Origin of the sequence: Streptomyces syringium (genome assembly GCF_017876625.1) — a bacterium.
In the GTDB taxonomy this organism is placed as follows: Bacteria; Actinomycetota; Actinomycetes; order Streptomycetales; family Streptomycetaceae; genus Streptomyces; species Streptomyces syringius.
On sequence record NZ_JAGIOH010000001.1, the window covers coordinates 6286079 to 6303793 of the forward strand.

At 71.7% G+C, this 17715-nt stretch carries 19 protein-coding genes; 12 read left to right on the forward strand and 7 right to left on the reverse strand.

Going from position 1 to position 17715, the window contains the following annotated elements; all coding sequences use genetic code 11:
- Nucleotides 1-55: 55 nt before the first annotated feature.
- The gene (locus tag JO379_RS27685) at nt 56-1435 is read left to right on the forward strand and encodes an amino acid permease (protein WP_209517459.1); all 1380 of its coding nucleotides are present in this window, start codon (nt 56-58) and stop codon (nt 1433-1435) included.
- Between the two features lie 115 nt (nt 1436-1550).
- Here JO379_RS27685 and JO379_RS27690 read toward each other — a convergent pair whose 3' ends face one another.
- The 3 genes from JO379_RS27690 to JO379_RS27700 form a co-directional block, all read right to left on the reverse strand.
- Nucleotides 1551-2312: an SDR family NAD(P)-dependent oxidoreductase gene (locus JO379_RS27690; protein WP_209517461.1), complete on the reverse strand. Its 762-nt coding sequence runs from the start codon at nt 2310-2312 to the stop codon at nt 1551-1553.
- A gap of 129 nt (nt 2313-2441) precedes the next feature.
- On the reverse strand, nt 2442-3023 hold the full coding sequence (locus tag JO379_RS27695; protein WP_209517463.1) for a TetR/AcrR family transcriptional regulator: 582 nt from the start codon (nt 3021-3023) through the stop codon (nt 2442-2444).
- A 117-nt stretch (nt 3024-3140) separates the two neighbouring features.
- The gene (locus tag JO379_RS27700; protein WP_130881453.1) at nt 3141-3755 is read right to left on the reverse strand and encodes a TetR/AcrR family transcriptional regulator; all 615 of its coding nucleotides are present in this window, start codon (nt 3753-3755) and stop codon (nt 3141-3143) included.
- A 312-nt stretch (nt 3756-4067) separates the two neighbouring features.
- On the opposite strand from JO379_RS27700, the gene JO379_RS27705 reads away from it, so the two are divergent.
- From JO379_RS27705 to JO379_RS27750, 10 genes are all read left to right on the forward strand, one after another.
- Nucleotides 4068-4838 carry an AfsA-related hotdog domain-containing protein gene (locus JO379_RS27705; RefSeq protein ID WP_130881452.1) on the forward strand — a complete coding sequence of 257 codons (771 nt, stop codon included), beginning with the start codon at nt 4068-4070 and terminating at the stop codon, nt 4836-4838.
- Between the two features lie 93 nt (nt 4839-4931).
- The gene (locus JO379_RS27710; RefSeq protein WP_242626406.1) at nt 4932-5549 is read left to right on the forward strand and encodes a hypothetical protein; all 618 of its coding nucleotides are present in this window, start codon (nt 4932-4934) and stop codon (nt 5547-5549) included.
- A 34-nt stretch (nt 5550-5583) separates the two neighbouring features.
- Nucleotides 5584-6438 carry a hypothetical protein gene (locus tag JO379_RS27715; RefSeq protein WP_130881450.1) on the forward strand — a complete coding sequence of 285 codons (855 nt, stop codon included), beginning with the start codon at nt 5584-5586 and terminating at the stop codon, nt 6436-6438.
- Between the two features lie 61 nt (nt 6439-6499).
- On the forward strand, nt 6500-6715 hold the full coding sequence (locus JO379_RS27720) for a tautomerase family protein (RefSeq protein WP_130881449.1): 216 nt from the start codon (nt 6500-6502) through the stop codon (nt 6713-6715).
- A 110-nt stretch (nt 6716-6825) separates the two neighbouring features.
- Nucleotides 6826-7638 carry a carboxymuconolactone decarboxylase family protein gene (locus tag JO379_RS27725; protein WP_209517465.1) on the forward strand — a complete coding sequence of 271 codons (813 nt, stop codon included), beginning with the start codon at nt 6826-6828 and terminating at the stop codon, nt 7636-7638.
- An 86-nt stretch (nt 7639-7724) separates the two neighbouring features.
- On the forward strand, nt 7725-8420 hold the full coding sequence (locus JO379_RS27730; RefSeq protein WP_209517467.1) for an HAD family hydrolase: 696 nt from the start codon (nt 7725-7727) through the stop codon (nt 8418-8420).
- A complete protein-coding gene (locus JO379_RS27735) occupies nt 8417-9496 on the forward strand; it encodes a 3-oxoacyl-ACP synthase III family protein (protein WP_130881447.1) in 1080 nt (359 codons plus the stop codon). Before JO379_RS27730 ends, JO379_RS27735 begins: the two co-directional genes overlap by 4 nt.
- The gene (locus tag JO379_RS27740) at nt 9493-9750 is read left to right on the forward strand and encodes a hypothetical protein (RefSeq protein ID WP_130881446.1); all 258 of its coding nucleotides are present in this window, start codon (nt 9493-9495) and stop codon (nt 9748-9750) included. The genes JO379_RS27735 and JO379_RS27740 overlap by 4 nt, the downstream gene beginning before the upstream one ends.
- Nucleotides 9747-11000, forward strand: a complete 1254-nt coding sequence (locus JO379_RS27745) for an MFS transporter (protein ID WP_130881445.1) — start codon at nt 9747-9749, stop codon at nt 10998-11000. The genes JO379_RS27740 and JO379_RS27745 overlap by 4 nt, the downstream gene beginning before the upstream one ends.
- Before the next feature lie 65 nt (nt 11001-11065).
- The gene (locus JO379_RS27750; RefSeq protein WP_209517469.1) at nt 11066-12064 is read left to right on the forward strand and encodes an aldo/keto reductase; all 999 of its coding nucleotides are present in this window, start codon (nt 11066-11068) and stop codon (nt 12062-12064) included.
- A 56-nt stretch (nt 12065-12120) separates the two neighbouring features.
- Here the strand turns inward: JO379_RS27750 and JO379_RS27755 are convergent, their stop codons facing one another.
- Together JO379_RS27755 and JO379_RS27760 are read right to left on the reverse strand one after the other, a co-directional pair.
- Entirely contained in the window at nt 12121-12933 is an 813-nt protein-coding gene (locus JO379_RS27755) for a helix-turn-helix domain-containing protein (protein WP_130881443.1), read from the reverse strand.
- Between the two features lie 38 nt (nt 12934-12971).
- Nucleotides 12972-14756: a hydroxysqualene dehydroxylase gene (locus JO379_RS27760; RefSeq protein ID WP_209517471.1), complete on the reverse strand. Its 1785-nt coding sequence runs from the start codon at nt 14754-14756 to the stop codon at nt 12972-12974.
- 177 nt (nt 14757-14933) lie between these two features.
- On the opposite strand from JO379_RS27760, the gene JO379_RS27765 reads away from it, so the two are divergent.
- Entirely contained in the window at nt 14934-15239 is a 306-nt protein-coding gene (locus JO379_RS27765; protein ID WP_130881441.1) for a 4a-hydroxytetrahydrobiopterin dehydratase, read from the forward strand.
- Nucleotides 15240-15372: 133 nt separating this feature from the next.
- On the opposite strand, the gene JO379_RS27770 is transcribed toward JO379_RS27765, so the two are convergent.
- Together JO379_RS27770 and JO379_RS27775 are read right to left on the reverse strand one after the other, a co-directional pair.
- A complete protein-coding gene (locus JO379_RS27770) occupies nt 15373-16743 on the reverse strand; it encodes a cryptochrome/photolyase family protein (protein WP_209517473.1) in 1371 nt (456 codons plus the stop codon).
- A gap of 78 nt (nt 16744-16821) precedes the next feature.
- A complete protein-coding gene (locus tag JO379_RS27775) occupies nt 16822-17664 on the reverse strand; it encodes an aldo/keto reductase (protein ID WP_130881439.1) in 843 nt (280 codons plus the stop codon).
- Between the last annotated feature and the right edge of the window lie 51 nt (nt 17665-17715).

A 17715-nucleotide genomic window follows, 5' to 3' on the forward strand; every position in this document is an offset into this window, starting at 1 on the left:
ATGTGTTGTCGCACGACCGGCGATTTCGCCAGCAGGACGAGAGGCGCACCACCCCATGCACGAAACCGACGGCAAGACACGCCGTTTCGGCCTTCCCACCGCCACAGCTCTGGTCATGGGGAACATCATCGGCGGCGGCATCTTCCTGCTCCCCGCCTCGGTCGCCCCCTTCGGGACCGTCAGCCTGCTCGCCTTCGGCGTCCTCACGGTCGGCGCGATCGCGCTTGCCCTCGTCTTCGGGCGGCTCACCGAGCGCTTCCCCCGCACCGGCGGCCCCTACGTCTACGCCCGCGAGGCGTTCGGCGACTTCGCCGGCTTCCTCTCCGCCTGGTCGTACTGGACGATGACCTGGGTCAGCAACGCCGCGCTGGCGGTCGCGGGCGTCGGCTACGTCCACGTGCTGACCGGTGACGACGGCTCCAAGGCCGGGGACCTGGCACTGGCGCTGGCCATGATCTGGCTGCCCGCGCTGGCGAACCTCGCCGGCACCCGCTGGGTGGGCGCCGTCCAAATGATCTCCACGGTGCTGAAGTTCGTGCCGCTGCTGTTCGTCGCCGTCATCGGGATGTTCTTCTTCGACCCCGACAACCTCGGCTCCTTCAACGCGGGCGACGGCAACTGGACCGGCGGGCTCACCGCGGCGGCCGCGATCCTGCTCTACAGCTACGTCGGCGTCGAGTCGGCCGCGATGAGCGCGGGCGAGGTCCGCGACCCGGAGCGCAACGTGGGGCGCGCCAGCGTCCTCGGCACCATCGGTGCCGCCGTGGTCTATCTGCTGGGCACGCTCGCCGTCTTCGGCAGCGTCCCGCACGACAAGCTGGTCGGCTCCACCGCCCCGTTCTCCGACGCGGTCAACGCGATGTTCGGCGGCGAGTGGGGCGGCACGGTGATCGCGGCCTGCGCCGTGATCTCCATCGTCGGCGCGCTCAACGGCTGGACGCTGATGAGCGCCCAGGCACCCTACGCGGCGGCCAAGGACGGGCTGTTCCCCGCCGTGTTCGCGAAGAAGCGGCGCGGGGTCCCCACGGCGGGCGTGCTGGCCGCCGCGGTCCTGGCCTCGCTGCTGACCGTCATCAACTACACGTCGGGCGTGGCCGGGGTCTTCGAGATCCTGGTGCTGATCACGACCTTCTCCGCGACGGTCCCGTATCTGCTGTCCGCCGCTGCGCAGGTGTACTTCCTGCTGACCGGGCAGCGCGAGAAGATCCGCCCGGCCCGCTTCACCCGGGACATGGTGCTCGCCCTCGGCGCGTTCGCCTTCTCCTTCTGGCTGGTCGCGGGCGCCGGATACGCCGCGGTGTACCAGGGAGTGCTCTTCCTCTTCGTCGGCATCCTCGTCTACGTGTGGATCGTGGCCCGCCGCCCGGACGCCTCCGGCGCGGTCGCTGTGTCCGAGCCGGATGCGGTGGCCGCCTCCGCGGCTGTGAAGCAGTAAGCGGCCCGGACGGGCTGCTGTGCCTTGTCCTCAATCGCCGGACGGGCTCATTTCAGCCCGTCCGGCGATTGAGGACGCGCCCGCAGGGCGCTCGTCGCCGCAGGCGGCAACGGCACTACGCCGTGATGCCACCGTCGAGGACGAGTTCCGCACCGATCGTGTACCCGGCCTCCGCACCGGCCAGGTGGAGCACGGCGGCGGCAACCTCCTCGGGGGTGCCCGCCCGGCCGACGGGCACCTCGCGGCTCATCCGCTCGGCCTTGGCCGGCGCGGACTCGCCCGGTCGGGAGGACATCGGGGTCTCGATGGGGCCGGGGCTGACCGCGTTGATCCGGACCCCGTCGCCGATGTGGTCCAGGGCGGCGTTGCGGGTCAGCGCCGATACGGCCGCCTTGCTGGTCGCGTACGCGGCCAGGCCCGCTATGCGCAGATGGGCGCCGAGGTTGGACGAGATGTTCACGATGGCGCCGCCACCGTGGGCACGCATGTGGTCCACCTCGTACTTCATCGACAGATAGACGCCGGTGAGGTTGGTGGCGATGATGCTCTGCCAGTCCTCCTCGGGGATGTCGGCGAGCTTGGCGGGCGGGACGAACAGCCCGACGTTGTTGACGGCCACGTCGAGGCCGCCGAAGCGCTCGACGGTCTGCCGGACGAGGGCCTGGACGTCCTCGGAGCGGGTCACGTCCGCGGTGATCGCGGCGGCCTCGCCGCCCTCGGCCTCGATGAGGGAGACGGTCTCCTTCAGGGGCTCCGCCCGACGGCCCGCGACGACGACCCGGGCACCCTCGCGGGCGAAGGCCAGGGCGACGGCCCGGCCGATCCCCGTACCGCCTCCGGTGACGAGGGCGGTCTTCCCGGTGAAGCGTGCGGTCATGGCGACGACTCCTCAAATGAGAAATTAGAGAACGATCGGTCTTGAATCAGGGTGTGGCGAGGCGCCCCTCGGGCGGTGTCGCCTTCGGGTGCTCCTGGTGTCCGGTGTCCCGGCGTGCGGGGGAGGGGCTCAGTCCAGCAGGGACAGTGCCTGGTCGGCGGCGTCCCGCAGCAGGCCGGCGCCGGCGTCGACCTTGCCGACCACCCGCATGCCCTGCATGAGGACCAGCAGCAGCCGCGCGAGCGCGACCGGGTCCCGGTCGGCGGGCAGCTCCCCCTGGGCCCTGGCCCGCATCAGCGCCGACGTCAGCGCGGCCTCCATGCTGTGCCAGCTCTGCTCGACCCGCCGGGCCGCGTCCGGATCGTGCGATGCGAGCTCCACGGCCGTATTGGTGACGAAACAGCCGCGCCGCGACTCGTCGTGGGCGGCTTCCTCCGCGAAGCGTTCGATCAGTTCCCGCACGGCGGGCAGGGCCGGCCCCGGCTGGGACAGCTCCTCCAGGATGCGGGGGCCGTGCTGCTCCGCGTAACGGTCCATGGCCTTCGCGTAGAGCTCGCGCTTGCTGCCGAAGGTGGCGTACAGGCTCGCCCGGGCGATGCCGAGGTGTGCCACGAGGTCCGCCATCGACGTCGCTTCGTAGCCGCGCTGCCAGAACAGCTCCACGGCTGACTGCAGGGCGGCGTCCGGATCGAATTCCTTGGTCCTGGCCACGGGAGTGACCCTAGGGGAATCGAGAACGATCAGTCAAGAAAGTTTGGGGCGGCCCGCCGGGTACGCCGTGTACCCGCCGGGCCGCCGTGTCGTGCGCACCGCGGACCGCCCGGACCTTCAGAGGGCGTCCAGACTGACCGCGGGGGCGGCGGTGGTGATCACGGCGCGGCCGTGGGCCACCAGGACCGTCCGCAGCTTGTCCCAGCCCTCCTCGTCGTCCGGGGCCAGTCCGGTCATCAGCCGGCGCTGCTGCTCCACGACGAAAGGCCAGGACGCGATGCCGATGAGGGTCATCAGCAGGGTCCCGGCCTTCCGTGCGGAGCCGATCTCGAGTGTTTCGCTCAGGATCTCGCTCTTGAGCGTGTAGTACGCCTCCCGCTCGGCCTCGCCGGGGATCTCCTTGTTGCCGTAGTGCAGGCCCTCCCAGGCCAGCAGGCGGATGAGGCTGTTGTCGCGGCGGTGGTAGTCGAAGACGTGGCCTACGTACTCCTCGATTCCCTCCCTCGTGGTCGGCACCGGCACCTGCTCGCTCAGGTCCCGGTAGGCCTGGGCGAGCACGGCGGCGAAGAGTTGGTCCTTGTTGCCGAAGTAGGCGTAGATGCGCTGCTTGTTGGCCGCCGCCTGTTCGGCGATGCGGTCCACCCGGGCTCCGGAGATGCCGTACTGGGCGAACTCCGAGCGGGCGGCTTCCAGGAGGCGAGTAGGTGTGTCGGGGGTCGTTTCCTTGCTCATGAAGCCACTCTAGAGGAACTCCAACCAACCGTATAGTTGTCGGCAACCAACTAGATGGTTAGGAAAAACCAACTGGATGGTTGCGCGGTCCCCGGACTTGTCCTAGTGTCTTCGACATCGGCCCGGCCAACCCGCCGGCAGCACTGAAGAAACACCGCACGACGAAGCACGGGGGGCGTGCCGCGACCTTCGCGGACCTATGCCGCCGTAGCCGTTCTTCGCGCTTTTCGCACCTCTTAGCGCACCTCTCACTTCCATGTCACCGCCGTGGCGCAGCCATGCCTCAGGGCGGTACCCACCGAGGAGTTCGTCATGAGCCAGACCCTTCACAGCGTTGTTCTGGTAGGGGACCGTTTCATCGGTTTCGCCGTGCAGGAGAACGTCTTCACCGTCTCCCAGTTACTCGACCGCATCCGTGGTGGCTTCTACGCTCCCCAGGGCGCGCCGGTCCTGATCGAGAGTGCCCAGGGTGTGGCCGAGTCGGACGTCGTCATGATCGTCGAGGAGCTGCGCCACCAGGGCCTGCAGGAGCGGGTGCAGATCAGACTGCAGCCATCCACCCTCAGCGGGGCGGGCGAGGTGCACAAACGCGTGGTCGCCAACGCCCTGATAGCGGACCTCTACCAGGTCAGCGACGTGCTCTACGGCGCCGGGCTGCGGCTGCACAACGACAACGAGCTGCTGCTCGACCACCAGACCGGGCAGCACGTCCAGGGCATGGTCGCCGTCGAGGCGTCCCGGCAGATGTTCCTGGCCGTCACCGAGCGCTATTACGCGGCCCAGTGGCCGCAGCGCCGCTACTACTACGTCATCGAGTCCATGAACACGGACTTCGAGAACTTCCTCTTCCCGCTCTGCTCCACCATCGAATACCGCGTCACCAAGGCGCAGACGCAGGACCCCGCGCGGCTGTCCTTCGGCGCCGACATCTCCATCCACCAGGCGGGCCGCAGGGCCTCCCTCACGCAGGTGGCGTTCACCGCCTTCGACGCCGACCTCATCGAGGCCAAGGAAGACCGCCGGGCGCGCCAGGCCGTCGAGCACATGCTCCGGTCCCCGATGGCGGCCCTCAGCGGCGTCTGACCGCCCCGGCCGCCGGTCCGGCCCCGCGCGTCACCCCTCGACTTTCTCCTTTCTCTTTCATCCACCCCTTTGTTCACCATGAGGAGCACCACCATGTCCGCATCGCTGATCACCGCCGTCGAGCTGTCCGTCAAGCCCGACCGCATCGACGCCGCCGCCGAGGCCTGGAAGGCCCACCACGCCGCCTCGTCCTTCACCGGCCGCGCCCTCTTCCGCAGCCTGGAGGGCTCGAAGCTGCTCGAACTCGCCCCGGTCGCCGGCTGGGAGGAGTTCCCCGCCCTGCGTGAGGACTGGGCGAAGCTCTGGGACACCGTCGGCCCGCTGGCCGAGGGCGACTTCCGCCGCCAGGTGCTGGGCTTCGTCGACGCTCCCAAGCCCATCGACACCCCGCTGCCGCTGACGCCCTACGTGCAGATGCGCCACATCGAGGTGCCGCCCGGCGTCCACACCGCCTACCGCGCCTGGCGCGAGGAGACCATCTACGACGTGGTCCGCACCTCCGACGAGGTCGAGGCGTTCGTCGCCTACCACTCCGTCGTGAGCACCGAGCCCGGCGTCATGTTCGTCTCCGGCTTCAGCTGCGACCCCGCCGAGTACAACGCGGTCTTCACCTCCCCCCGCTACCAGGAGATCGTCCGCCAGGCCGGCGACCGCTACATCGCGGGCGGCGAGCGCGGTCTCTTCACCGAGATCTACGCCCGCGTCTCCTGACACCTCTCCTGGAACCTTCGAGAAGGAGAAGACGGTGACCCAGTCACGCACCTTCCAACTGAGTCTCACCACCCAGGGACCGGCCTACCCGCCCAGTGAAGTGATGGACGGAAACGGTGACTTCGTCGTCATCGGCCGTATCAATCGCGACAACGGCGCGGGCGGGGTCTCCCAGGCCTGGGGATCGGCGATCGTCTCCGCGGGCAGCCCGCTGCCGAAGTTCGGCGAGCACCGGCCGTACGAGATCGTGAGGGAACTCCCCGACCACCCCGCGCAGTTCAGCCCGGCGGACAACGAGATCGTGCTGCACACGCTGCCGCTCCCGCTGCCGTGCAACAACTACCCCATGGTGTTCGCCCCCGAGCAGTGCCCGGACGCGCACCTGGTCACCCGCCCCAGCTACCCCTTCCACCAGGTCGCCGTGCCGGACCTGCGGGCCCAGGACGGCCCCAAGGTCACCGAGCCGGTCACCCTCGGCAAGTGGGCGGAGGCCCGCGGGGAGCTGGAGGTGCGGCTGGTGGACGGCGGCACGGCCGCGGAGTTCGCCTGCGACTTCTCCGGAATGCTGCCCAACAGCCTCTACACGGTGATGTCCCTGCGGGAGCACGACCTCGACCCCGACGGGCCCACCCGGCCCGGCCCGCTGGGCGTGCCCAACGCCTTCGTCACCGACCAGGACGGCAGGGGCCGCTACCGGGCCGTACTGCCGGACCCCTTCCCGGCGCCCGGCACCGGCGGCAACCGCATCGTCAACGTCATCGTGCTCTGGATGAGCTACCAGCAGAACTACGGCGGAGCGATCGGCTGGTTCGGCCTCGGCGGGGACATCCACGCCCAACTCAAGCTCCAGGGGCCGAGCTTCATGGAATTCGTCACCACCGCCGAGTGATCACCGGCGCCCTACCGACAACCGCCCCACCGAGAACCGGCAGTCCGAAAGAGGAATCACCATGCCCATCGTCTCCGTGACGACCTGGCCGACCGACAACGACGAGCAGTGCCGCGAGCTGATGGAGGAGCTGACCGCGACCGTGCACCGGATCACCGGCGCCCCCCTCGACAAGATCACGGTCTATGTCCGGGAGGTCCCGCGCGAGCGCTGGTCCGAGGGCGGCGTCCTCGGGTCCAACCCGGAATTCGCCAAGCTCAGCCGGCGCACCGGCTGACCGCGGACGTGAACGGGGCCACGGGGCCGGGCGACGTGCCCGGCCCCCGCCCCGGCCCCCTCACCCCGTCCCACCGCAGCCCCGAACCCCGACACCGAAAGTTGACCGTCATGTCCCCGAACTCCGCAGGCACCGCCGCAGACGACCGCATGGAGCGCGGCCTGGAGACGATCCGCCGCATCGAGCGCGCCGAACGGCCCGGAGTCCTCGACGGATTCAGCGACGTGGCCCCCGGCTTCGGCGAGATCATCGTCGGCTACGCCTTCGGCGACATCTGCTCCCGGCCCGGCCTGGAGACGCCCACCCGTCAGCTCGTGACCGTCGCCGCGCTGACGACCCTGGGCAACGCCGCCCCGCAGCTCTCCTTCCACGTACGGGGGGCGCGCAACGTCGGCTGCACCCGGCAGGAGATCGTCGAGACGGTCATGCACCTCTGCCCGTACGCCGGGCTCCCCGCGACCGTCGAAGCCCTGAAGGTCGTCACCGCCGTGTTCGAAGCCGAACCCCGGCCGGCCGGGGACGAGCCCACCGGACCGGCCGCGACCGACGACCGCTACGAGCGGGGTCTGCACCTGCTGAAGGCCCTCGACGGCCTCACCACGCAGTCCGCCGGCTCCCAGGGCCCGGTCACCGACCTCGCCCGCTGCCTCATCGAGTTCGCCCTCGGCGGCATCTCCGGGGACGGCGGCCTCGACGCCCGCACCCGGGAGATCGTCTCCATCGCCGCCTGCACCGCGCTGGGCACCCCTTCGCGACTGCCGCTGGAGAGGCACCTGCGTGCCCTGCTCGCGGCCGGCGGCACCGAGCAGGAAGCCATCGAGACGGTCCTCCAGATGGCCGTGTACGCGGGCGTCCCGACCGCGGTCAACGGCCTCAACGCCGTCCGCGACGTCTACCGGACGGCCGCCGGACAGCCCGCCTGACCCGCTGCCCCGACCACCCCGGCCCGCCGGCGCCCCCACCCCCGCAGCCGTCACCGCCGTTCACCGCCACCCGGAAGGAGAGCCCCATGGCCTCTCGTCCCTACCTCGTCTTCGCCGACGTGGACGAGACCCTCATCAACTGCAAGAGCATGTTCGACTTCTTGCGGTACCAACTGACCATCCGGTACGGCGCCGACGGTGTCGTCGACTACGGACGGCTCCACGAGGGGTTCCAGCAGGCGGCCCGCGAGGGCGCCGCCCGCGAGGACATCAACCGCGCCTACTACGCGGCCTACGAGGGCGACTCGGCGGCCACCATCGCCGCCCTGGGCGAGCGCTGGTTCACCGAGCGGGACACGGCCGGGCTCTTCATCGAGGAGACCCGCCGGGAGCTGGCGGAACACCGCGCGGCGGGCGCCGAGATCGTCCTGGTCTCCGGGTCGTTCCCCGCGTGCCTCGACCCCATCGCCCGGGTGGTCGGCGCCGCCCATGTGCTCTGCACCCGCCCCCTCGTCGAGCGGGGCCGCTACACCGGCCGGATCGGGACGCCGATGATCGGCGCGCACAAGGCGGACGCCGTGCGGGACCTGCTCGCCACCCGGCCGGACATCGACTCGCGCGACTGCTACGCGTACGGCGACCACCCGTCCGACCTGCCGATGCTCGACGCCGTCGGCCACCCCGTCGCGGTCGGCGACGACCCCGTCGTCCACGCCCACCTCGACGACCGGGCCCGCATGAGCCACCAGTACTTCTTCACCCCCCTGGAGCCACAGCGATGACCGTCTACTCACCCGCCACCACCGCCACCGGAATCATCGGCACCGGCTCGTACCTCCCCGCCGAGATCGTGCCCAACTCCGTGGTGGCCGACCGGGCCGGCGTCACCGCGGACTGGATCGTCCAGAAGACCGGCATCCACGAAAGACGCCACGCCGCGCCCCACGAAGCCACCTCCGACCTCGCCTACGCCGCGGCCCGGGCCGCGATGGACGACGCCGGCATCACCGAGCGGGACATCGCCTGGGTGATCGTGGCGACCTCCACTCCCGACCACCCCCAGCCCGCCACCGCCTGCCTGGTGCAGGACCGGCTCGGCGCCACCCAGGCCGCGGCCTTCGACATCAACGCCGTCTGCGCGGGCTTCGTCTTCGCGCTCCAGACCGGCGCCCAGCTGCTGGCCGGCGTCGGCGAGCGGACCACGGCCAAATACGCGCTCGTCATCGGCGCGGACGTCTACTCCCGCATCCTCGACCACACCGACCGCCGCACCGCGGTGCTCTTCGGCGACGGCGCCGGAGCCGTCGTCCTCGGCCCGGCCCGCCCCGGCCACGGCATCCTCGGCACCGGCACCAGCACCGACGGCAGCCTGCACGGGCTGATCGGCGTGCAGGCGGGCGGCAGCCGCCACCCCGCCTCCGCCGGCACCCTCGCCGACGGGCAGCACTTCTTCAAGATGCGGGGCCGGGAGGTCCGCGACTTCGTCAACGAGCGGCTGCCGCTCGCCGTCCAGGGCGTACTCGACGCCCACGGCATCGACCCCGCCCACGTCAAGCACTTCATCCCGCACCAGGCCAACGGCGTCATGGTCGGCGAGGTCATCCCCCGGCTCGGGCTGCCCAACGCGCACGCCCACCTGCCCGTCGACCTGCACGCCAACACCGGCGCCGCCTCCATACCGCTCGCCCTCGACCACGCCCGCCGCGCCGGGGCCCTGGCGGACGGCGACCTGATGCTCCTCGCAGGCTTCGGCGGCGGCATGGGCGTCGGCACGGCCCTGCTCCGCTGGGACAGCGAACCGCCCTGCCACCACACGCGGCACGCGGCACGGGAACTCGCCGGGAGCGTGGCCCGATGACCGCACTCGCGACCGCCCCGGCCCCTCTCGCCACAGAACACCTCGACCACGGCTACCCCGGATACCCGGTGTACGCCCGCCGCCGGCCCGCCCCCGCGACCGCCGACCTCTGCGCGGTCCCCGGCTGCGCCGTCGCCTGCTGGTCGATGGGGCTCGACGCCCCGGACACCACCCCTTGCCCGCACGGCTGGGCCCAGCGCCCCACGGCCGTCGCCTCCACCCCCGTCCCGCCCATGGGAGACCACCAGTCATGACTCAGACCACCCTTACGCACGCACCGGAAACGGACTCGGGCGTCAAGCGCGGGGCGCCCGTCGCCACCGACCCCGTCGGCTACTCGCCGCTGCGCGCCTGGCTGGCGGTCTTCGCCCTGGCGCTCGGCACCTTCTCCTTCGTCACCACCGAGACTCTGCCCATCGGCCTGCTGCCGTCCATCGGCGCCGGCGTCGACGTCTCCGTCGGCACCGCGGGCTTCCTCGTCACCGGCTTCGCCGCCGTCGCCGCCATCACCGCGGCACCGCTGACCACCCTGTGCGGACGCGTCGACCGCAAGTGGCTGCTGGCCGCGCTGCTCGTCGCCTACGTCATCGGCAATCTGCTGGCCACCGTCGCCTCCAGCTACGCCATGCTGCTCGTCGCCCGAATCGTGGTCGCCCTCGCCCACGGTGTCTTCTGGTCCATCGCCGCGGCCATCGCCGTCCGGCTCGTCCCCGAGCGGCACGCCGTCCGGGCCACCGCCATCGTCCTCGGCGGCATCTCCCTCGCCTCGGTGCTCGGCGTCCCGCTGGGCACGATGATCGGCCAGAACTCCGGCTGGCACACCGCGTTCGCCGCCGTCGCCGCCGTCGGCTTCATCGTCCTGGTCGCCGTGCTGTTCCTGCTGCCGGGCCTGCCCGCCCAGGGCAGCGGAAGCCTCGCCGCACTGCCCCGCGTGCTCCGCAACGGCCGACTGCGCACCGCCGTCGCCGTCACCGCGCTCGTCATGATCGGCCACTTCCTCGCCTTCACCTACATCGCCCCCTACCTGGAGGACATCACCGGCATCAGCGAGGGCATGGTCGGCGTCCTGCTGCTCGTCTTCGGCCTCGCCGGATTCGTCGGGAACTTCATCGCCGGAGCCGTCGTCGGCCGCTCCGTGCGGGCCACCCTGCTCGGCGCGCTCGCCGTGATGACCGCCTCCCTCGTCCTGCTGTGGGCCTTCGGTGACAGCAAGGCCGCGGCGGTCACCCTGCTCATCGTGTGGGGCCTCGCCTTCGCCGCCCTGCCGGTCGGCCTCCAGACCTGGGTGCTGGAACTGGCCAAGGAGGAGTCCGACGCCGCGTCGTCCCTCTACGTGGCGGCCTTCAACGGCGCCATCGCCATCGGTTCCCTCGTCGGCGGCCTGATCGTCGACTCCTCCGCCGGCCCCCGCGCCGTCACGGCCATCGGCGCCGCCCTGGCCGCCTGCGCCCTGCTCACCCTGGTCCTCGCCGGACGCGGTACCCGCACCACCGAGAACGCCTGACACCCGCCGCCCCCGGCGCCCCCAGACACGCACCGAACCAGCATCGACAAGGAAGTCAGGAATTCATGTACCAGCGCACCCTCGGCGCCTCCGGCCTGCAGGTCTCCGCGATCGGCCTCGGCTGCATGGGAATGTCGGTCTATTACGGCGCCAGTGACGAGGCGGCCTCCGTCGCCACCATCCACCACGCCCTCGACATCGGCGTGAACTTCCTCGACACCGCCGACGCCTACGGCAACGGCCACAACGAGGAGCTGGTCGGCCGGGCCCTGAAGGGCCGCCGCGACGAGGCCGTCCTCGCCACCAAGTTCGGCATCCGGGGCGTCGGGCCCGGGGGCACCTCCGGCGGGGCGACCATCGACTCCCGCCCCGAGTACGTCCGGGAGGCCTGCGACGCCTCGCTCGCCCGCCTCGACGTCGACCACATCGACCTGTACTACATGCACCGCCGCAACCCCGAGGTCCCCATCGAGGAGACCATCGGCGCCATGGCCGAACTCGTCGCCGCGGGCAAGGTCCGCCACCTCGGACTCTCCGAGGTGAACGCCGACACCCTGCGCCGCGCCCACGCCGTCCACCCCATCGCGGCCCTGCAGAGCGAGTACTCGCTGTGGGAGCGCGGCCTGGAGGACGACATCGCGCCCACGGCCACCGAGCTCGGCATCGGCCTCGTCCCCTACTCGCCGGTCGGCCGGGGCTTCCTCACCGGGGCCCTCACCTCGCTCGACCAACTGGACAAGGACGACTACCGCCGCACCACCGACCCCCGCTTCCAGGGCGAGAACCTCACCCGCAACCTGGCCCTCGTCGAGCGGGTCCGCGCCCTCGCCACCGGCATCGGCTGCACCCCCGTCCAACTGGCCCTGGCCTGGCTGCTCTCCCGCGGCGAGCACATCGCCCCGATCCCCGGCACCCGGCGCGTCAGCTACCTGGAGGAGAACGCCGAGGCCGCCGACCTGGCCCTCACCGAGGACCAGTTGCGCGCCCTGGAGGAGGCACTGCCCGCCACCGAGGTGTCCGGCGGCCGCTACCCCGAGGCCGGGCTGCGCCTGCTGAACACCTGACCTCCGGGTGCGACGACGCCGGCCGCCCCCGTGCAGACAGGGGCGGCCGGCGTCGTCTACGGCAGTCGACCGTGCAGCTCCTGAAGGTGCGCGGCCGTCTCCCGGTCGGCGGGCAGGAACGTCTCCATCGCCAGCTCGGAGACGGTCACGTCCATGGGGGTGTTGAACGTCGCGATCGTCGAGATGAACGACAGCACCCGGCCGTCGTGCTCGATCACCATCGGCAGCGCGAACGGCACCCCGCCCTCCCCGGACGCCGCGCGCTCGGTGCCGCCCTCCGGCAGCGGATATCCGCTGACCTCGTCGTAGAGGGCGCGCAGCGGCGCGGACCGCATCAGGGCCAGCTGCCGTTCCATCTGATGCAGCAGATGACCGCGCCACTCACGGTAGTTGCGGATGCGGGGCGCCAGGCCGTCCGGGTGCATGGTGATCCGCATGGCGTTCAGCGGCGGGGCCAGCAGCGGCTCCGCGACGCCCGCCAGCAGCATCGCGATGCCGCGGTTGGCGGCCAGCACCTGATACGTGCCGTCCACCACCAGCGCCGGGAACGGCTCGTACGAGCGCAGCAGCCGTTCCATCCCCTCCCGCAGCCCCGCGAGCGCCGGGTCGTCCAGGGACCGTTCGGCGTAGTACGGGGCGTAACCGGCCGCGATCAGCAGGGCGTTCCGCTCCCGGACGGGCACCTCCAGATGGTCCGCGAGGCGCAGCACCATCTCCTGGCTCGGCCGGGCACGGCCCGTCTCGATGAAGCTGATGTGGCGCGCCGAGGAGCCCGCGCGCAGCGCCAGATCCAGCTGGCTGATCCGCCGCCGGTCCCGCCACTCGCGCAGCAGCGCGCCCACCCCCGTGGTCTCTGCGACAGTCGTCATGGCCCGACCGTAACCGGTGGCCCGCCGCCCACCGGCGGCTACCCCAGGTCGAGGGCGTTGCGCAGCCCCAGCCGGTAGCGCACGTCGTCCTGTGCCTTGAGGAGCTCCAGCTCCGGCGCCCGGTACAGCGGTGTGATCGAACACCGCTCGGCCTTCGAACCCGTCTCGTCCAGCAGGGCGTTGACGGCGGCACGGGCCGCGGCGTTGGCCCCCTCCATGGTCGCCAGGTCGATGTCGGTGGCCACGTAGTCGCCGCAGAGGAAGAGATTGGGGATCGCCGTCCGGGCGTCCGGGCGGTTGTACCAGGTGCCGGTGGGGTGGATGAGGAGCTGCTCGTCGTTGGTCGGACGGGGGCCGCCGATCTCCACGGCCGGGTCGAGGAACCACGAGTGGAGCGTCGCGTCGCGCAGGACCGTGCGGCCGGTGTCGTTGAGGCCCGCCTTCATCTGCGCCCACACCTCGCGCGCGACCTCCTCGCGGGTGCACTGCTTGCCCGTCTTGCCGTAGAGGATGCCGGGCTTGTCCCACTCGGAGACGTCCACTGACAGACAGTCCACGGCCGCGCCGTCGCCGTAGTCGGCCCCGAAGTCCCGCCCCGACCAGTACTGCGCCTGCCCCACGGAGGTGATCGACCAGGCGGAGTCGATGTGGTTGACGTGCCCGTGGACGACGGGCGTCGGCTCGGTCAGATAGAACTGAATGCCCGTCATCCAGTCGGTCTGGAGCTTGTCGCAGCGCGCCAGCTTCGGGTCGGCGGCCCGCACCGCCGCGTTCCACGTCGTGCGGGCGTGCTCGACCGGCATCGCCGAGACGAAGTGGTCGGCGGTCACCGACTGCCGGGCGCCGGACGGGTCCTGGACGACGGCCCCGGTGATCCTGCCGCCCCCGATGCGCAGGTCCCGGACCGACCAGCCGACGCGGAACGTCACGCCCAGCGACCGCAGATGCGTCACCCACGGGTCGATCCACGCCTCATTGGTCGGCGCGTCGAGGACCCGGTCCGGCTGGCCGTCCGCGCCGCGGCCCAGCGCGTTGAAAATGAACGCCTCGATGCACGTCGCGACCGTCTTGGTGCTGGCCACCTCCGCCTTCGTGGCCACGATGTTGCGGGTGATGCCGATGGCCAGCAGCCGCTGGTAGTTGGGCGACATCCGGGCGGCCCGGATGAACTCCCACCACGGCACCTTCTCCCAGGCGCCGACCCGCCGCCGCTCGCAGCTGGTGAACCAGACCAGCAGCCGGCCGACGAAGTACAGGACCTCCTGCGGCGGGATGTTCCCGAAGGCGTCGAGGAAACCGGTCAGCGCGCGGCGCAGGGCGTCCGGGGTGAGCAGCGGGGGAGGGGTGCCGATGATGCCGAACGGGAGCCGGATGTCCTCGTGGCCGGTCCGGGCCAGCAGCACCTCGCTGGAGGCCACGAGGTTGTCGTGACAGCCGTTCGCGTTGCCGGGGAAGGGAATGCGCCGCATGGTGTCGGGGAGGTTCTGGTAGAAGCCGGGAAAGAACCGGAAGCCGTGCTCCCCGGGCAGCGGCTTGCGGCCGCCCTTCGCGCTGCCCGGCACGTCCATGCTGCGCGCCTTGCCGCCCGGTGCCTTCTTCTCGTACACCGTCACCTGGAAGCCGCGCTCGGCGAGTTCGTGCGCGGCCGTCAGTCCGGCCACGCCCCCGCCCAGCACGGCGACACTCCGCCCCGCGGCCGCACGCCCCGGCCCGCGCCGGGGGGCGGCCACCGCGCGGCTGCCGAGCGCGGCCGGACCGACGCCCGCGGCGACGGCCGCCGCCCCGCCGATGAAGCCTCTTCGTGTGCTGCCCGTACCGCCCATGCCATGACCCCTACCGCCGGTAACATGTCCCGTCCGGCGCAGGAGCATAGAAGCGCCACCTTCTTCCCGGAAGGGTGCATTCGACTCGCCGTGCGCCCCCTGGCACATTGACGCGAAAGCGCCCCCGCGCCGTGGGACGCTTGGACCACCGGTACTCGCGATGAAGGGGATGCGCCCATGGCAGTCGAACCGCTCTCGCAGAAGGACGTCGAGGACCGCCTCCAGGAACTGCCCGGCTGGACCACCGACGGCGATCGGATCAGCCGTACATACTCCTTCGAGGGGCACTTCGCGGCGGCGGCGATGGTCGTCCACATCGCCCAGATCCAGGAGGAGCTGGGCCACCACTCCGACCTGACGCTCGGCTACAACTCGGTCTCCCTGACGGTGAACACGCACAGCGCGGGTGGCAAGGTCACCGGCCTCGACGTCGAACTGGCCCGCCGCGTCGAGGCGGTGGCCCCGGGCCACGGGGCCCGCTGACGCGGGGTCGGTGCGCCTGGGCCTCTTCGGCTGCCGGCCGTGCCGGGTCGTATCTCTGCTGCGCGGCGGTGTCCTCAATCGCCGGACGGGCTTTCCAAGGGCAAGGACAGCCCGGAGGGGCCATGTGAGGCGGTCAGTCGATGCCGCGCGCCGCGCGAAAGCGGGCCAGGGCGTCGTCGAGGTCGACGATCGGCTCGGGGTAGGCGTACCGGCTCCGTTCCGTGGCCCGTAGGCGCCAGGGGTGGTGGACCGCCGGGCCCGGCAGCTCCGCCAGTTCCGGCACCCAGCGGCGCACGTACTCCCCGGTCGGGTCGAAGCGTTTCGCTTGGGCCAGGGGGTTGAGGACCCGGTTGGGGCGGGTGTCGCTGCCGGTGCCCGCCACCCACTGCCAGTTCAGCTGGTTGTTCGCGACGTCCCCGTCCACCAGCAGGTCCAGGAAGTGCCGGGCGCCGGCCCGCCAGTCGAGGTACAGCGTCTTGGTGAGGAAGCTCGCCGACAGCAGCCGGGCCCGGTTGTGCATCCAGCCCTCGTGCGCGAGCTGCCGCATCGCCGCGTCGACCACCGGGTACCCCGTACGGCCCTCCCGCCACGCGGCCAGCTCCCCGGCGTCCTCGCGCCAGTGGTCGTGCCGGGTGCGGTAGTCGTGCCGGGCGGCGTCGGGGCGGGCCGCGAGCAGCTGGTGGTGGAAGTCCCGCCAGGCCAGCTGGCGTACGAACGCCTCGGCGCCCGCGCCGGCCGTCCGCCGGGCCCGCGTGACCAGCTCCACCGGTGACAGACAGCCGAAGTGCAGATAGGGGGAGAGCCGGGAGGTCGCGTCCCCGGGCAGGTCGTCGTGCCGGTCGGCGTAGCCCGTCACACCCGTGCGCAGCCAGGCGCCGAGCCGGCGGCGGCCCGCCCGCTCGCCGCCCTCCGGCAGCGCCGGGGACGGCTCGCCCCGGGCGAGGGACGCGGCCCGGGGGAGGGGCTCCGAGCGCACCTCGGGCGGCACCGGGACCGTGCGCGGTGCGGCGATCACGGGCCGCGGAGCCTCGGCCGACCAGCGCCGGAAGTACGGGGTGAACACCGCGTAGTGGTCCCGGCCCGTCGGCAGCACCGCACCCGGCGGCACCGCCGTGACCACCGCGTCGTGCACCCGCAGGCCCCGCCCGTCCGCCGCCAGCGCCGCCCGCAGCCGCTCCTCGCGGCGCAGCGCGAAGCCGCTGACACCCCCCGCGAGATGCACCTCCCCGGCGCCCGTCTCCGCCGCCACCCGGCAGGTCTCCTCCACCGCGTCACCCCGGCGGACCACCAGCCGGCCGCCGCGCTCGCGCAGCGCCTCGTCCAGATCGGCGAGACAGTCCGCCAGGAAGGCGGCCCGATTGGGCACGGCGAAGCCCGCCGCCGCCAGGCGCGAGTCGACGACGAACAACGGGACCACCCGGCGCGCCGCACGCAGCGCGCCGGCGAGCACGGGGTGGTCCCGCAGCCGCAGGTCCGAGGTGAACAGGGCGATGGATACGTCCATCCCCCGATTGTGAGCGCCGCGCGCCCGCCGTCCGGCAGGGCGCGCGGGCCCGTCACGACCCTCGCGGGGCCGGGCCGGTCAGTTGAAGTCGAACTCGTCCGGGTCCGGGCCGAGGCGCGTGCCGTTGTCGAGTCCGGCGATCGCGGTGAGGTCCTCGTCGTCCAGCTCGAAGCCGAAGACGTCGATGTTCTCCCGGATGCGCGAGGGCGTCACCGACTTCGGAATGGCCACGTTGCCGAGTTGGAGGTGCCAGCGCAGCACGATCTGCGCGGCCGTCCTGCCGTGCTTGGCGGCGATCCGGCCGATGACCGGGTCGGCAAGGAGGTCCTTGCCCTGGCCGAGCGGCGACCAGGCCTCGGTGGCGATGCCGTGCCGGGCGTGCAGGGCGCGCAGCTCGGCCTGCGGGAAGTTGGGGTGCAGCTCGATCTGGTTGACCGCGGGGACGACGGACGTCTCGGCGATCACCCGCTCGAGGTGCGCGGGCTGGAAGTTCGAGACGCCGACGGCCTTCGCGCGCCCGCTCTCGGCGATCTCCGCGAAGGTGCGGAGAATCGTCAGGTAGTCGTCGCGTACGGCCCGCGGCCAGTGGATGAGATACAGATCCACGTAGTCCAGGCCGAGCTTCGCCAGGGAGGCGTCGAACTCGCGCAGAACACTCTCGCGCGTCCACGTCTCGGACGCGCTGTTCCACAGCTTGGTCGTGACGAAGAGCTCGTCACGCGCGATGCCCGAGGCGGCGAGAGCCTTTCCCGTACCCACCTCGTTCTCGTAGATCGCGGCGGTGTCGATGCTGCGGTACCCGGCGGCCAGGGCCTCGGAGACGGCGGCGGTGGCCTCGTCGTCCGGTACCTGCCACACGCCGAAGCCCAGCTGGGGCATCTCGACGCCGTTGTTGAGGGTGATGGAAGGGACCTTGCTCACGAGCAGTCGATCCTTACGTCAGGGGCTGCTTACCTCATGGTCAACCGGCAC

What these genes read in the sequence shown, in the direction of transcription:
- JO379_RS27685 (WP_209517459.1), top strand. Translation starts at nt 56, where the DNA reads ATGCACGAAACCGACGGCAAGACACGCCGTTTCGGCCTTCCCACCGCC.
- JO379_RS27690 (WP_209517461.1), bottom strand. Translation starts at nt 2,312, where the DNA reads ATGACCGCACGCTTCACCGGGAAGACCGCCCTCGTCACCGGAGGCGGT.
- JO379_RS27700 (WP_130881453.1), bottom strand. Translation starts at nt 3,755, where the DNA reads ATGAGCAAGGAAACGACCCCCGACACACCTACTCGCCTCCTGGAAGCC.
- JO379_RS27705 (WP_130881452.1), top strand. Translation starts at nt 4,068, where the DNA reads ATGAGCCAGACCCTTCACAGCGTTGTTCTGGTAGGGGACCGTTTCATC.
- JO379_RS27710 (WP_242626406.1), top strand. Translation starts at nt 4,932, where the DNA reads ATGTCCGCATCGCTGATCACCGCCGTCGAGCTGTCCGTCAAGCCCGAC.
- JO379_RS27720 (WP_130881449.1), top strand. Translation starts at nt 6,500, where the DNA reads ATGCCCATCGTCTCCGTGACGACCTGGCCGACCGACAACGACGAGCAG.
- JO379_RS27725 (WP_209517465.1), top strand. Translation starts at nt 6,826, where the DNA reads ATGTCCCCGAACTCCGCAGGCACCGCCGCAGACGACCGCATGGAGCGC.
- JO379_RS27730 (WP_209517467.1), top strand. Translation starts at nt 7,725, where the DNA reads ATGGCCTCTCGTCCCTACCTCGTCTTCGCCGACGTGGACGAGACCCTC.
- JO379_RS27735 (WP_130881447.1), top strand. Translation starts at nt 8,417, where the DNA reads ATGACCGTCTACTCACCCGCCACCACCGCCACCGGAATCATCGGCACC.
- JO379_RS27740 (WP_130881446.1), top strand. Translation starts at nt 9,493, where the DNA reads ATGACCGCACTCGCGACCGCCCCGGCCCCTCTCGCCACAGAACACCTC.
- JO379_RS27745 (WP_130881445.1), top strand. Translation starts at nt 9,747, where the DNA reads ATGACTCAGACCACCCTTACGCACGCACCGGAAACGGACTCGGGCGTC.
- JO379_RS27750 (WP_209517469.1), top strand. Translation starts at nt 11,066, where the DNA reads ATGTACCAGCGCACCCTCGGCGCCTCCGGCCTGCAGGTCTCCGCGATC.
- JO379_RS27755 (WP_130881443.1), bottom strand. Translation starts at nt 12,933, where the DNA reads ATGACGACTGTCGCAGAGACCACGGGGGTGGGCGCGCTGCTGCGCGAG.
- JO379_RS27760 (WP_209517471.1), bottom strand. Translation starts at nt 14,756, where the DNA reads ATGGGCGGTACGGGCAGCACACGAAGAGGCTTCATCGGCGGGGCGGCG.
- JO379_RS27765 (WP_130881441.1), top strand. Translation starts at nt 14,934, where the DNA reads ATGGCAGTCGAACCGCTCTCGCAGAAGGACGTCGAGGACCGCCTCCAG.
- JO379_RS27770 (WP_209517473.1), bottom strand. Translation starts at nt 16,743, where the DNA reads ATGGACGTATCCATCGCCCTGTTCACCTCGGACCTGCGGCTGCGGGAC.